Genomic DNA, 12,789 nt, shown 5'->3' with positions numbered 1-12,789 from the left:
GTCGTGTCCGTCAGATTAAAGCAGGCGCTTAGGTATCATCATGCCAACCCCCTGCTGTTTACGTTTGATATGCCCATCAAGGGAATAGCGGACTGCGTCCCAGGTATGCTCATCCCCGTCAGCCAGTTTCGGCAATACCTCGCCAGTGATGCGGTCCGTTTTGTACGACCACATGCGGGCCTCTCGCGCTACGTTCTTGCAACGCGGATGGATAATTATTTCATCGAAGCCGCGAAGATGTGCTATCCCATCCTCAACGCTACCCTGCCACTTCTCAGCAGCTGAGATATTGAAGCCCTGCCGCTTGAGATAACTGATCGTCTCGGGTCGCGCGGAGTCGGCCTTGATGGGCCAGTCACGCGAACCGGGAATTGTGTCGTACAACTCTGGCATGTGGTCGAGCTCTGTCTGCTGCCCGTATGCCTCGTACTCAATGTACAGCCGGTTATGCAGGATGAACGAGCGCACCAGCGTGTTAGGGTCTTTGGCGAAACCGAAGTCTGCACCGAAGAACAGGCGCTCAGCTTCTTTCCATAGCTGGTCCGAGAACTCAGCAATCCGGTATTTTCCGGCCAGCACCTGCTTATCAGAGTTTTCTAGGTAAGCACCTTCCCACACCCATGCGTATGTCGCCGGGTCTAGGCGGCGCTCATCATTGATGCGCTCACCTTCCAACACGTCGGGGAACCAGGGGTTATCCGTGTAGTTCATCTCAACGGTGATGCAGTCGTCGCCGGCTTCTTTGCGGAAACGTTTATCCGTTGCGCTGCCGTCGCGCTCCGGGTTCCACGTCACCCAAATCTCTGAACCTTCCTCACGAACGGTCGGGCTCAGCTTCTGCCATGCTATTTCGCTGACTGATTCAGCCTCGTCCACCCAGCAGAGTAGGATGCGCGCTTTCGACTTGATGCTGTCGAGGTTATGCCGCAGACCGCAGAAAACGTAGTTAACGCTCTTGTCGATGGTGCGGATGTACTTCTCGCCGATATCAAAGTTGGAAGCCAGCCAGGGAACAGACAGGATCGCCTGTTTCACCTCCTGCATGCTCGACTCTTCCAACGAGTTCATGAACTCACGCGCGCAGAGCACCACGCCGCTCTCGCCGTTCATCATCGACTGATACGCCTTTACGGCAGTCATCAGTGCGAATGTGCGCGTCTTGGCGCTACCACGTCCACCGTGCGAGCACCGGTAACGCTTATTCACCGCGGTGAACAGTGGCGCAAGCTTTGCGGGGATTGGCAGCTGAACGGCGTTACTCATGATTTGGGCTCAACTGGGAGTAGCTGGATCACGGTTGGCTTCGGAGTCATGGTTCCATCGGATGAGGTGTGATCGACAATCTGCTTATCCAGTCCAACCAGCTTGGCCTTGCCCATTGTCGCAGCCACAGCAGCTGATGATTGTGGCGTTTCTGCGCTCAAGGCTTTCTGCCTGGCCTCTTCCAATTCAGCCAGGAGAGAATCGACAGTAACGTTATGGCGCTGCTTAATCTCTCCCTGAAGTTCTTTCACCCTTAGTGCTACCTTAGCGTTATCCAGAAGTTTGCTGGCGTTTACGTGCACTGCTTCTGGCTTCATCTTGTCAGCAGCATACGCCGTCCGATAAGCCTCTGAAGCTTTACCCGTTTCGATGTATGCCTGACAGAAAGCCTCTTGCTTAATTGTCAGACTTGCCATTCGTTACTCCGTTATCTCTTTACAGGCTCATACTTCAACTTCTGGCTAATGCCATACTTAACGATGAAGTTACCCACCTTTTGGTGATCAGGCTCGCACCGCATCATCAAGCAGAGCATTGTCAGCGTCTTGATGTAAACGGGAAGCCACCACCTGCTTTTGATTTCAACTGACAGTCTGCTCATCGCCATTGGTGTCTTCCTCTGTCGGTACCGGCGTGAACTCCACGCGCTTCACATCGGCCGGAGCGAAGTAAAGCCACTGTCCCGTCTCCGTCGCCAGCGGCACAAAGCCGTTAACCAGCTCTGGCTGACGTCGTGACATCTTGCCCGTGAAGGTTTCGCCTGTTTGGGTGGTTAGCGTGATTTGGTAGATGTCAGACATGATTACCTCTTTGCCTTGTCGCAGCTGTTGCCCTGCTTCTCAGAAGTGCTTAGCCACTTACGGCTTACCCGTCAGCAAAATGTGATCACCATCCTTGCGGGGTTACACAGATCATTATCGAAGCCCCTCAGAGAAGAGCTTCTGTAACGACCTACTTATTTTCGGTCTGCTTATCCCATTCCTCGCGGAACTTGGATGGGTTGTCGAAACCTTCACTGCACTGGTTGGTTTTCATCATTTCGCCCTTTCTCAATTTTGCGAATTGCTGCCCGGTCGATGTTGCACTGACCGACGATCCCGTAAAGTGTCGCGTTCATCGAAACACTGTCACCGTATGAGGGATTGTCTGGCAGATCAGGCACATCAAGGCGCGACGTCAGCTCCGCCGGAATGTTCAGGGCCGGCTGCTTTATTACTCGGTATTCCACGGGCGGCTTCTGCTGCTGCGCGCAACCGCTCAACAGCGGCATCAGGAACAGGAGCAGCAGCGCACTTATCTGCCGCCAGGTAGCGCTTAATCTCGCTCTGGAGCATTCGGTTCTGCTTGGCCGACTCAGCCCGTTGTTCTGCGACTTCAGACATGACCACGTTTTGCCTGTTAACGGCGCCAGCAAGTTCTTTAACGCTCCCCGCCAGATCGTCATTTTTAGCCCTCAGGTCGTTGATCTGCACATCCTTGCTGTCGTTAAGCTGTGTGAGCCTGTCGTTCGTCGCCGTCAACTGATGATTGCGGGCATTTAGCCCCCACAGGCAGATAGCGACAAGGATGATGAACGCGCAAGGAATGAGAATGTGCGCATTGTTTTTGAAAATGCGGAATAAACTGATTAACCCGAACATAAAACCCCCTTAGCTTTAGTCAAGCGGGCTTTCCTGTCCTCCAGTCCGTTGGTACCACCGTTGATGATTCTGGTGATGCGGCTAACATCATCTGAGTCAGCGATAGCGTTAAGTCCGTGATTGCTCCACCAGGCAGCTGCGGATTCGGCAGCATATTGAGGCTGAGTAAGTAGTTCCGGGCTCTTCACGGTATCAACGCCAAGCTGCTTCACCAGCGCGGCGTAATTCGCTTTACCCGTCACCTGAATCAGGCCGCGCCCGCGGTAACGATATCCATCACCACTGTTGCGATCGCCGTTCCCGTTCCGGTTGGCGTAGATGATGCTGCCAATCATTTTCTGGTCGGCCGGGTGAGCATTCTGGCCGGAATCAACACGACCATATCTGAAAGCATCTTCCTGGCTGATTCGATTTCCGAACATCGCCAGCAATGCGCCGTAGCGGTAATTAAGGCTCTCTTCCACATGCGCGAAGCCAGATGATTCATGCCCCACCTGTGAGAGAAAGTGAGCCTGCCTTAACGGCGTGCTTATGTCGTACTTCTGCATTGCAGCGAGCACGACTGGAAACCACTTTCCGGCCAGTGCCGCACTGGTGCCCGTTGCTTGCTGGAATTTACTGAGGGTCAGCATTTGCTTTGTCTCCCGGTTCACTCAGGCCAAGGCGACGGCGCGCATAGGCGAAAAGAGAATCCACCCCCACATACCCGACGCCAGCCGAGATCGGCCAGCAAAGCTCAGGAGGGAAATTCCAGTTGAAGATTGCCCATATAGCCGTGAGTGTCGGCTGAGCGAAGAAGCAAAGGATCCCGCACATCGTTGCGCCGGCGATCCGGTCTTTCCACTTTGATTTCGCGCCGCGCGAGGTAGCGAGTATCGACATGACAAAAGCCAGTACCGAATAGCCAGCTTCGTTTTTGTGGTTTACAAGCCACGCAAGCATCACCGCCCAGGTATCTGGTCTGTCTTGCATAGTGGTTTTCTTCATGTTCGCACCTGCTTGGTGCTGGTTGGTTAGGTCAGGCCCTCGGGACGATTTAACAAGTAGGCGTGTCGATGATGGTTCCCGGGGCCTGGAATAAAAAACCCGGCGACAGGCCGGGAAGATGAGGGTAAGGCAATGTCGGCTCTAGGGTCGAAGGGTCCCAGGTAGTGGGTTCTGTGTGTGGCGATCGGACTCGAACCGATACTCAGGTTCAGCATTAGCATCATGCCTGCCCTGCCGGATAACCGGTTGATGCATTACTCTACCCATTCAACCCGCAAGCGGGAATTGAGTTACACCACAACGGACAGAGCACTGAGCATTTCGTTGGCGCTCCATGCTGCTGCGTGGGTTGGGTTATGAGCCCTTCACGCCAATGCTCTTTCCTGTTGTGTAGAAACGAAAAAGCCCAAGGCGTTAACCTCGGGCTTAAATTCTTTGTGTCGACAATCAAAGCTATGGCGACGATATCAGATTTACATGAAATATATGCGTTTCAATCCAGTTTTGCAAGACTTCTATCGAAATTTGTCGCCTTTTGTTGTGAACGTGATCGCGTAACCTGCAACAAAGCACCGCTGTCCAGGCGAAGGAAGATACGTCTCATCTCCACCCAGCGGTCCGTAAACGTTTCTGACCAGTTCTTTGGCGTTACGCCCACCAGTTCCGCGAGCACCTGATATTCGTACATCTCACGCCCTGCCAGTTCAGCTTTGACGTCCTGCACCGCCAGCCAAATTAGCTTCTTCAGGCGCTCCATCGTCTTGCCGGCTACTTTCTTCGCACCGAGTTGTTCCCGGAACTCTGCCCAAGCCCACTGAGTGATCGCCACCTGGTACTCGAAGCGAATGTTCTCGCTGTAGTTCCACAGCAGCCACGCTTTCTGATGCTCTTCCAGCGACAGGACTGCGCGTCGCCAGGATGCCGTAACGAACTCAACCGGCCCAACCAGCGCGATGGATGAGCCTTTGGCGCGGGACTGACTGCCGCTCATCGCCGGGCCGTCCGGGTTAACTTTCCTGCCGGTGACCGGGTCGGTTATTTTCTTCCGCCCCCGGCTTCGCGCCGTCGCCTCAAACATCGCGTTCTCGGCGAAAGCCACCAGTTGCCCTTTCGTTGCCCCGCTCATATCTGCGGTAGCCACAATGAGCTGCTGACGTACGTATTCCAGTTGCTGACTGTTCATGCGGCTTCCTTATGTGGCTGGTTGGTTTTGGTCTGGCTGTGCTTTGCTACTGGCGGCAGGTTGGCGCGCTTAACGCTTTCGGCCTGATACCGCAGGAAATCTGTGTGGTTCATTCAGCCTCCAGTTCGGTGATGGTCAGTTCAAGCCTGCCGCCTTTGACGATTGGCATCCTCTTCACGCTGTAGTAGTCGACCTGCTGGTCATCGAGCCAGAACCCGGATTTCGTCAGGGCGTCGAAAGCAGCCTTTTGCAAGTTATCCAGGTCTCGTCGGCGGCGATCCGGCATGTGGCACTCGATACGGATTTTCACGGGTGTTGCCAGGCCAATATCCAGCATTGAGTCTTTGATGATTCTGCCGACGCTGTCGCGGTACGCCTGCCCCTCTGCGCTGATGTGCGTGCGTCCGCGGTTATGCCGGTAGTAGCGGTTGTTGCTCGGCGGCCACGGGAGGCTGATGCGGTATTCATTCATGCTTTTACGAGCCCCTCTTTAAGCCAGATGACCTGCGTGCGAGCCATACCTTCAAGCGCGCACTCTTTTGCATATTCCGCATCGACCAGGCGTGTTCGGCGATCAATCTCGTCGTGACAGCTGCTGCATGCGATGGTTGCGATCAGGTCAGGTGGCTTGATTCCGGTCCCGCAGAGCCCAGCAATACGGATATGAGCCAACACTGAGGTTTCTGCATTACCGTTGCAGACTCCCGGAATGCGCACCTGACATTCTCGGCCGCGTGCGGCTTTGCATAAGTTAGCCATGCGTCCTCCTCGCCGCGAGACGCAGCCATTTCTGATCCACCAGGCTGGCGGTGTAGCCCTTCAGTGTCGGGATGTCGGACGGCTTAACCGCGGCCTTGCGCTTGCGGCGCGCCGGAACGCGGAAGATTTCGTTGGTGATGACGCGGGATAGTGGAGTAGACATCACGCCTCCTGCTTATCGCGCAGCAGCTGGTATTCACAGCTCTGCGGAATGGTCAGATGGCAGCCGATGTTCATCGCCCAGGCTTCGACTTGGCACAGGAAGATGTACATTTCACCGGTTTCCAGCTCTGACGTATGGCGGAGGGATTGGACCGTGGTTACTTCTCCGGACACGACGTCTACCCGGTCCTTGCTTTCGTAGCCGAGATAGGTGTGCTTCATCGCGTCCTTGACCCACTCAGGCGTAGCGAATGCCTTGCCCCGGGCGATGAGGTACTCACTGATTTCCGTGTACCACATGTGGCTGAGCGCGTTCTGCGACAGGCTGCGCCTCTCTCGCCACGGCTTCACCTGCAGGCGGAAGCATTGCCCGGCATCCAGCAATGGCTGAATCTGCTGGCCTATGGCCGCGAAGTTGCCGCGATGGAGTTTGATGCCGTCTACTGGCAGAGTCATACGGCCTCCTTAACGGAAACCGCAGAATGCAGAAAATCGCAGGTGCATTTCTGCATCTGTGACAAGGTGAGGAGTTCAGATTGTGGTCGCATTTAAGTCCCCTTAAATGCGCAGAAGTCACCGCTGGGTGTTCATGCCTGCGGTGACTTCATTATGGCTGCTTGATTATTAAAAATCAAAGCTTCAGTTAATCAACCCGGCCATTTGTTGAGCTGATCAGTGATAATTGATGGCTTGTCTTTTACTGTTACCGTTTGCCCGTTAGTCAACACAATTTCCGTATAGTGACCGTTTGATTTAAAGCTGATGATATGATCTCTGTTGAGAAAAACAGGATGACCTGCATTGTTGGTTAGTTCAATAATCATGTAATTACCTCATTTTAGTGAGTTTATTTTATATCAGATTATTTATTATTTTGTCAGTCTCCATTACCTGGAGGGTTGTACACAGCTGAGCATCGCGAACATAACGAAGTCGAATGGGTTAGGCATTGCGATTACCTTTTGGCCGGATGATGTGGATCGTCATTCCGCTTTCGGTGGTGATAACCACTCTCTGACCAGGCTCGATTTCTGCCAGCCTGAATGCCTTATAAAACGAGTCCATAGCCAGGGTTTTATCGTCCTTGCGATTCCACAACCTCCATCCGCTGCGAATCAGAACTCCTATTAACCAGCTATACGCTTTTGCAACCAGGTAAAACCATGCGATCACCATCGTTGCAAAAAATAACCAGTCCGTCGCACTGAAGTCTTTGAATGCGTCCATCACTTCACCTCCTGCTGCGGTGCTACTGGGTACGCACTACCTTCCTACCCTGGCTCATTGCTTCCGGTGCATGCATGCCTGTGGTCATTGGCGTGCGGACAGCGCTTATTTCCGCATTCAGGGCAGACGACAAATCTCATGTCTGTAAGCGTTATAGGGCGGCAGGTTCGGCACCAGCAGTCTGGGGCGTTGATAGCGTCACGTTCTGCAAAGATTTTCTCAGCGTCGATTTCAATGCCGGAGTTGCGAATGGTTTCCACCGCATCGCGCAACTTGTTAGCCGTCGTTACAGGTTCGGCACCCTGAAGCATGGCGGCGCGGCAGGCTTCATCTACCATCGCCTCTACATTTTCGAGTAGCACGTAGCTGTATTGCTGGCCACTAATCCACTCCTTGCGGCGCGGTAAAGCTCTCTGGTCAGCCACTAAGGAGCGCAGTCGCTTCAGAACGTCTGGCACAGATACCGGGGCTGGCGGGGCGGATTCCAGCTCATTGATACGATTGCGAAGGGCTGCTATCTCCATCTCGGCAGCATCGGCATAATGAACGTTTGAATACTCTTTAAGATGTCCGCATGCCATCATGAAACCACGGTGGTGCTCGCGGTTAGCTCGTCCAATCTCTTCTTCGATACGGCGGTCTTTGGCTTCAAGCTCATCCAGCAGCGCCAGCACGGTTTCAGGGGTTGCCAGATCCTCAAATGCGTCCACCAGGTAAAATCCATACTTCTCGGGGTTGGCCTTCTCCGCCGCTTCACGTAATGCGCGTTTGTCGATGTTGCTCATTGGGCGGCTCCTTGGCGAAGTTGGGCGGCAAAAAGCTGAAGATACAGGGCTGCTGAACGATGATGCTCCGCTGCGATTGGCGCTTCTTTTTCACTGCGCTGCGCAAGTTGGTTTAACTCTGCGATAGCGATATCAACACCATGAGCACGCACTTCAGCCAGGAAAGCCTGGTACGCAGGAATCTGCAACACCGCCAGTGAACGAATCATTTTCTGCACTTCCGGCGGGCATTGCTCATAGTGTTCGTCTGTGATGAACACGGCGTCGTTGTGAATTGTTTCAACTGCACTCAGCTCCGCAGCCAGCGCCGCGCATCTGGCTTCAAGTGCGGCGTAGTCTTCGTAATCGACCATATCGCCTTCAGCGCTCTCTACCACGTCGCAATGGCACGAATGCTCATCACAGGCCACCCACTCATAACGTTTCACGCTCATACCCCTACCCTCCCCCAAACCATCAATACTCGCTTCATAGCCGGACTGTTCCGGCACTCCTGAAATATTCCGTTGGTGCAGCTGCGCGCGGTACCGTCCTGATCTTCCGGCGTCGCCAGGCGATAAGTCACCGTTCGCCAGACCTTGCTCACCCGGACAATCTTGCGGGACCTCTCCAGATCGATAGCGTTCTTCGTGATGCAGTTAATGGTCATGCCGCACTCTGTAGCCACATCCTTCGCGGTGAAGGTCCGGTGCGTTTCGAGATAACGCAGAATTGCCTGTTTGCCTTTCATTAGAAGCCCCCTTTCTTTTTCGGCTGCTGCTCGCGCCCGCGGCGTTCTGCGGCGGCGGCCTGCTGGTCTGTGTCGTAAATTGCACCGTTGATCTGATTGCAATAAACCGTGCCGGTATTGCCGTGGCGGTTGAGTCGCAGGATTAACTCGGTTTCTCCAGGCGGCACGCTGTCATCGAAAGCACCTTCCCGGTGGATGCCAACCCAGTAGTCGCAGTCCTGCTCAATCTGTCCTGTGTCGCGGGAATCGCTCGGTAACGGGCGTTTATTCACTCGCTTCTCCAGTTCGCGGTTGAGCTGGGTCAGCAGCACGACGACGCAGCCAAGCTCTTTGGCGAGATTCTTCAGACCTTTGGTGATCATCCCGTAGGCAAGGTCATTACGGTCGGCTTTTTCGGCGGTCATTAGAGTCAGGTAGTCAACCAGAATCATTCCTACGCAGCCCTTCTCGCGCTTGATTCGGCGGCTTTCGCTAACGATGTGCGCCAGTGACAGGCCAGGAGTATCGTCGATGTACAGCATGTCGATTTCACTCAATCGCCCGGCGGTGGCGATCGCCTTCTTAAAGTCGCCGTCGTAATCGCCCTGGTACTGGTCATCGGCGTCATCCGTGGCTGGCATGTAAAAAATGCTCGGGTTAATGCCGGACTTCTGTCCAACCAGTTTTTCGAGGATCTGGTCCCCTGGCATTTCGAGGCTGAACATCAGTGCTGGCTTTTTCTCCCGAACCGCGCAGTTGATCGCCATCTTCCCGTACAGGGTTGTCTTGCCCATTTTTGGCCTTGCGCCAATCACGAACAGAGAGCCTTTAACCAGACCTTTCGGCGCCAGCAGTCGGTCGAGTGACGGGATTCCGGTACTCATTCCGCGCTGTTCGCCTGAAGGGTCAAATCGCTTCTCCAGATCTGCTACCCAGTCATCCATAACCTCGCCGAACGACCGCAACCCACGGCGACTTCCGGTTTTTGAATGGTCTGCGAGTTGGGTGAAAATACCCTGAATGGCCTCGTACTTCTGCGTGGCGCTCATGCCGTTGCGGGAATACAGCAGCTCAGTAGCTTCGGTCAGTCGGCTGATGCCATAGCGCTCCATTGCGGCTTCCCGGACTGACGCAGCGTATGCCACGATGTTTGCAGCGCTGGGAGTGTTCTTGGCGATCTCTGCCAGGTAAGCAAAGCCACCTACCTGCTCCGCGAGCCCTTTGCCTTCAAGCGCGTCAAACAATGTCAGACCATCGACTGGCTTGTTGTCGCGAAACATCTGGCGCATCTCGGCAAATATCAGCTGGTGAGGTCGGCTGTAGAACGACTCAGGCTTGAGCATCGCCAGAACCTTCTGGACTCGCTCACTGTTGTCATCGTCCAGCAGCAGGCCACCGATAACGCTTTGTTCTGCTTCGGGGTTGTGAGGAACGGTTATCATCTCAGAGGTCATCGCATGCTCCCTCTCGCGTCTTGGCGTAAACATCAACATTCAGGAAGAACTCAATGGACTTTTTACGCCATGTCTTTCCTGTGCGCTGGTCTGGTCTGTTTTCCAGCATCCAGCGGCAGTTGGTGGCGATGTAATTCAGATAAACTTCCCAGTCGTTCAGGGTGAACGCATGTCCGTCCAGTTGCCGGGTGACTTTGCTGGCTTTCTGCCAGAAAGTTCGGATCAGGTTTCTCCGCTTGTCAGTCAGGATATTTATTCCCTGAGCTTCAGGAAGAATCTTGCGGTATACATCGACCACCTGCTCACAACTTAAAGACGGTTTTTTCTGGTCTGGAATTTCTGAGGAAGATGCACTCTCTCTTACGTTAGTAAGAGAGTTATTAGTTATATTATTGTTTATGGACAACTGTTGGACATTCGTTGGACAGATACCCTGCTCAGGCCTTTCCTGATGCGGTGTTGCGTTGGACAACTGTTGGACATTCGTTGGACAATTTTGAGCCTGAAAATCGTCATATTTGCATATGGTTATCAGGCTAAATTTCCTCTCTTTCGACTCAGTTTTAATCATCCCTTTTGACTCAAAGGTTCTTAGTAAACTTCTAACCTTGTTGTCCGGAATAAAGGTTTCCATGACAAGAGTTGGACGTCCTGTGATCATCTGACCACGACCAACAATCATCTCACCGATATCAGTCATTACTACGGTATCTGCATGGTTAGCCTTGAGGATCAGGTGAAGCCATAAGTGGACGGCCTGAGAGTCCTTATAGAGCTTGCTATCCATGAACTGGCGGTGCAGATAGACAAAGCCCATGTTTGCCGCCCCTTGAGATGTTTCAGCGCGTTCTGAGCGCCTGTAGTCTGCTAACTTAACGACTGCCATGCTTCACCCCTGCCTTAGCCATTGCGATACGAATAACGCCAACAAGACGCTCTGCGAACGCCTTATTTTTAGAAGCAGCAACGACCAAACCATCTGGTGAATCAGGGTGTCGAATCTCTTCTTTTTCCTGGTACTTTTTGCGTTTAGCCATTAAAATGACTCCTGTAAATTGCTTTAAAAATCCATCGTGATTTGGTCAGATCGCTCGGTTGCCGCCGGGCGATTTTTCTTTGTCAGCACCGCAGCTACTTCTCTTGCCAACCGCGCCATATCATCATCAACGACACCCCATTCCAGAACTGCCAGCAGCATTGCCATCTTCGGCAGCCACGTTTCTTTCCAGCGGGTAATCTGTGCCTTATCGACGCCGATCTCTTTAGCTACGTTGTTGCCACCTTTCATAGCGATACGGTTAAGCAACCAGGATTCAATGCGACGGGCATTGACCTTGTTGCGGTTAATTGAGTTTTCCATTTGTTAAATTCCTAGAGTGTTAAATAGTTAAATAGGCCAATGCGCAGACACGCATAGCCATTAAGACTTGTTGTTTTGAATTGCCCTTTTTCAGGGCTGAGATGTGTAAGAGCGGGTGGTGCTTATGCTGCGTTAGATTCGCGGCGGGTACTTGGGAACGGCTTCAACTCTTCAGCAGACACTGAACCATCGGCATGAACAATTACCGTGATATCGCGCTTCGCGGTTAGTGCTTTGAAAATGGCGCTTTGATAAACCCCAAGGTCTTGAGCTGCTTTAGTCTGACCGAAACGTTGAGCGTAATCTTTAAGCTTTATGCGCTGATCCATACGACCTCCTTAGTGCATGTCCATGATTATCACCGCAGGAGGTATTTGTGTCAACACGTGCGGTGTTATTAAATTATTCCTTCCGGTGTTAGAATCAAACTATGAGCATAAAAAAGAAACCCTTAACAGCAGAACAGCTTGAAGACGCAAAGCGTCTAAAGGCGATTTATGAGAGCAAGAAGTCAATTCTTAAGCTCTCACAGGAATCAATCGCTGATGCTTTAAGCGTCGGTCAGTCAGCTATTGCAGCTCTTCTCAATGGCGTAAATGCGCTGAACGCAAGTAACGCAGCAGCACTTGCAAGGGTGCTCCAGGTGAGCGTTGGTGATTTTAGCCCCTCTCTCGCTTCAGAAATTGAAGAAATGTACAAGGCAGTGTCTTCAGAGGGGGTGACCAGCAATGACTTTGACTACCCCGTATTCTCCCACGTTCAGGCCGGGATGTTCTCTCCTGAGTTCCGTACGTTCACAGAACGCGATGCGGAGCGCTGGGTAAGCACGACCAAGAAAGCCAGCGACAACGCATTCTGGCTTGAGGTTGACGGGCATTCAATGACTGCTCCTGCTGGTTCTCGCCCCAGCTTCCCGGAAGGTATGCTGATTCTGGTAGACCCGGAAGAGCCGGTAGACCCTGGTGACTTCTGCATTGCTCGCCTTGGCGGCGATGAGTTCACTTTCAAGAAGCTGATTAAAGACAGCGGGCAGGTTTTCCTTCAGCCGCTGAACCCACAGTTCCCGATGATACCGTGTAATGACCAGTGCCGGGTTGTGGGTAAAGTAGTGGCTTCGCAGTGGCCTGAAGAGACGTTTGGGTGAGACGAAGCTGCGGCTGGTCTGATCGGCAAGGTGCTCTGGTCGGCGCATAGCTGGTAGCAAGAGCCAGAGTATAGGATTGAATGGTTGGCAAGCGATTAAACAAAAATACATTCTAA

Annotated in this window: 23 protein-coding genes and 1 pseudogene; 1 reads left to right on the top strand and 23 read right to left on the bottom strand. The window is 53.0% G+C overall.

Features of this window, described 5'->3' with window-relative positions; translation table 11 throughout:
• Nucleotides 1-15 precede the first annotated feature (15 nt).
• The 23 genes and pseudogenes from ACOXYR_RS08415 to ACOXYR_RS08305 all read right to left on the bottom strand — a co-directional run bounded on the left by ACOXYR_RS08415 (nt 16) and on the right by ACOXYR_RS08305 (nt 11,858).
• The gene (locus ACOXYR_RS08415; protein WP_421355301.1) at nt 16-1,263 is read right to left on the bottom strand and encodes a PBSX family phage terminase large subunit; all 1,248 of its coding nucleotides are present in this window, start codon (nt 1,261-1,263) and stop codon (nt 16-18) included.
• Complete coding sequence (locus tag ACOXYR_RS08410) at nt 1,260-1,679, bottom strand: terminase small subunit (protein ID WP_421355302.1); 420 nt, start codon at nt 1,677-1,679, stop codon at nt 1,260-1,262. Before ACOXYR_RS08410 ends, ACOXYR_RS08415 begins: the two co-directional genes overlap by 4 nt.
• Nucleotides 1,680-1,844: 165 nt before the next feature.
• A complete protein-coding gene (locus ACOXYR_RS08405) occupies nt 1,845-2,063 on the bottom strand; it encodes a hypothetical protein (protein ID WP_058655832.1) in 219 nt (72 codons plus the stop codon).
• A gap of 212 nt (nt 2,064-2,275) precedes the next feature.
• Nucleotides 2,276-2,533, bottom strand: coding sequence for an Rz1-like lysis system protein LysC (gene lysC, locus ACOXYR_RS08400; RefSeq protein WP_421355303.1), 258 nt, complete (start codon nt 2,531-2,533; stop codon nt 2,276-2,278).
• A complete protein-coding gene (locus tag ACOXYR_RS08395; protein ID WP_421355304.1) occupies nt 2,427-2,903 on the bottom strand; it encodes an Rz lytic protein in 477 nt (158 codons plus the stop codon). Before ACOXYR_RS08395 ends, lysC begins: the two co-directional genes overlap by 107 nt.
• Nucleotides 2,891-3,535 carry a glycoside hydrolase family 19 protein gene (locus ACOXYR_RS08390; protein ID WP_421355305.1) on the bottom strand — a complete coding sequence of 215 codons (645 nt, stop codon included), beginning with the start codon at nt 3,533-3,535 and terminating at the stop codon, nt 2,891-2,893. The genes ACOXYR_RS08395 and ACOXYR_RS08390 overlap by 13 nt, the downstream gene beginning before the upstream one ends.
• Nucleotides 3,519-3,875 carry a phage holin family protein gene (locus ACOXYR_RS08385; protein ID WP_421355306.1) on the bottom strand — a complete coding sequence of 119 codons (357 nt, stop codon included), beginning with the start codon at nt 3,873-3,875 and terminating at the stop codon, nt 3,519-3,521. Before ACOXYR_RS08385 ends, ACOXYR_RS08390 begins: the two co-directional genes overlap by 17 nt.
• A gap of 508 nt (nt 3,876-4,383) precedes the next feature.
• The gene (locus ACOXYR_RS08380; protein WP_421355307.1) at nt 4,384-5,073 is read right to left on the bottom strand and encodes a bacteriophage antitermination protein Q; all 690 of its coding nucleotides are present in this window, start codon (nt 5,071-5,073) and stop codon (nt 4,384-4,386) included.
• On the bottom strand, nt 5,070-5,186 hold the full coding sequence (locus ACOXYR_RS08375; RefSeq protein WP_065782684.1) for a hypothetical protein: 117 nt from the start codon (nt 5,184-5,186) through the stop codon (nt 5,070-5,072). The genes ACOXYR_RS08380 and ACOXYR_RS08375 overlap by 4 nt, the downstream gene beginning before the upstream one ends.
• A complete protein-coding gene (gene rusA, locus ACOXYR_RS08370) occupies nt 5,183-5,545 on the bottom strand; it encodes a crossover junction endodeoxyribonuclease RusA (RefSeq protein ID WP_060578461.1) in 363 nt (120 codons plus the stop codon). The genes ACOXYR_RS08375 and rusA overlap by 4 nt, the downstream gene beginning before the upstream one ends.
• The gene (locus ACOXYR_RS08365) at nt 5,542-5,832 is read right to left on the bottom strand and encodes a DUF1364 domain-containing protein (protein ID WP_028013586.1); all 291 of its coding nucleotides are present in this window, start codon (nt 5,830-5,832) and stop codon (nt 5,542-5,544) included. The genes rusA and ACOXYR_RS08365 overlap by 4 nt, the downstream gene beginning before the upstream one ends.
• Nucleotides 5,825-5,995: a NinE family protein gene (locus ACOXYR_RS08360; RefSeq protein ID WP_421355308.1), complete on the bottom strand. Its 171-nt coding sequence runs from the start codon at nt 5,993-5,995 to the stop codon at nt 5,825-5,827. The genes ACOXYR_RS08365 and ACOXYR_RS08360 overlap by 8 nt, the downstream gene beginning before the upstream one ends.
• A complete protein-coding gene (locus ACOXYR_RS08355; protein WP_421355309.1) occupies nt 5,995-6,450 on the bottom strand; it encodes a YbcN family protein in 456 nt (151 codons plus the stop codon). Before ACOXYR_RS08355 ends, ACOXYR_RS08360 begins: the two co-directional genes overlap by 1 nt.
• Before the next feature lie 191 nt (nt 6,451-6,641).
• The gene (locus ACOXYR_RS08350) at nt 6,642-6,818 is read right to left on the bottom strand and encodes a flagellar FlbD family protein (RefSeq protein ID WP_080298621.1); all 177 of its coding nucleotides are present in this window, start codon (nt 6,816-6,818) and stop codon (nt 6,642-6,644) included.
• A 118-nt stretch (nt 6,819-6,936) separates the two neighbouring features.
• Nucleotides 6,937-7,221 (bottom strand): DUF4752 family protein, encoded by a 285-nt coding sequence (locus tag ACOXYR_RS08345; protein WP_421355310.1) that lies wholly within the window; start codon nt 7,219-7,221, stop codon nt 6,937-6,939.
• Between the two features lie 479 nt (nt 7,222-7,700).
• Nucleotides 7,701-8,006: pseudogene (locus tag ACOXYR_RS08340) on the bottom strand (ead/Ea22-like family protein); the annotation flags it as partial.
• A complete protein-coding gene (locus tag ACOXYR_RS08335) occupies nt 8,003-8,440 on the bottom strand; it encodes a hypothetical protein (protein ID WP_421355311.1) in 438 nt (145 codons plus the stop codon). The pseudogene ACOXYR_RS08340 and the gene ACOXYR_RS08335, both read right to left, overlap by 4 nt.
• Nucleotides 8,437-8,736, bottom strand: coding sequence for a protein ren (locus ACOXYR_RS08330; RefSeq protein WP_421355312.1), 300 nt, complete (start codon nt 8,734-8,736; stop codon nt 8,437-8,439). The genes ACOXYR_RS08335 and ACOXYR_RS08330 overlap by 4 nt, the downstream gene beginning before the upstream one ends.
• The gene (locus tag ACOXYR_RS08325; RefSeq protein WP_421355313.1) at nt 8,736-10,169 is read right to left on the bottom strand and encodes a DnaB-like helicase C-terminal domain-containing protein; all 1,434 of its coding nucleotides are present in this window, start codon (nt 10,167-10,169) and stop codon (nt 8,736-8,738) included. The genes ACOXYR_RS08330 and ACOXYR_RS08325 overlap by 1 nt, the downstream gene beginning before the upstream one ends.
• Nucleotides 10,159-11,055 (bottom strand): DNA replication protein, encoded by an 897-nt coding sequence (locus ACOXYR_RS08320; protein ID WP_421355314.1) that lies wholly within the window; start codon nt 11,053-11,055, stop codon nt 10,159-10,161. The genes ACOXYR_RS08325 and ACOXYR_RS08320 overlap by 11 nt, the downstream gene beginning before the upstream one ends.
• Entirely contained in the window at nt 11,042-11,206 is a 165-nt protein-coding gene (locus tag ACOXYR_RS08315) for a lysophospholipid acyltransferase family protein (protein WP_179239897.1), read from the bottom strand. Before ACOXYR_RS08315 ends, ACOXYR_RS08320 begins: the two co-directional genes overlap by 14 nt.
• A gap of 23 nt (nt 11,207-11,229) precedes the next feature.
• On the bottom strand, nt 11,230-11,529 hold the full coding sequence (locus tag ACOXYR_RS08310) for a CII family transcriptional regulator (RefSeq protein ID WP_088902569.1): 300 nt from the start codon (nt 11,527-11,529) through the stop codon (nt 11,230-11,232).
• Nucleotides 11,530-11,651: 122 nt separating this feature from the next.
• Nucleotides 11,652-11,858, bottom strand: coding sequence for a Cro/CI family transcriptional regulator (locus tag ACOXYR_RS08305; RefSeq protein ID WP_421355315.1), 207 nt, complete (start codon nt 11,856-11,858; stop codon nt 11,652-11,654).
• 101 nt (nt 11,859-11,959) lie between these two features.
• On the opposite strand from ACOXYR_RS08305, the gene ACOXYR_RS08300 reads away from it, so the two are divergent.
• Complete coding sequence (locus ACOXYR_RS08300; protein WP_421355316.1) at nt 11,960-12,673, top strand: LexA family protein; 714 nt, start codon at nt 11,960-11,962, stop codon at nt 12,671-12,673.
• The last annotated feature ends 116 nt before the right edge of the window (nt 12,674-12,789 follow it).

Source organism: Pseudocitrobacter faecalis (assembly GCF_965231525.1).
In the GTDB taxonomy this organism is placed as follows: Bacteria; Pseudomonadota; Gammaproteobacteria; order Enterobacterales; family Enterobacteriaceae; genus Pseudocitrobacter; species Pseudocitrobacter faecalis.
Note: the sequence above shows the minus strand (reverse complement) of the source record. Positions and strands in the feature narration are given on the sequence as shown.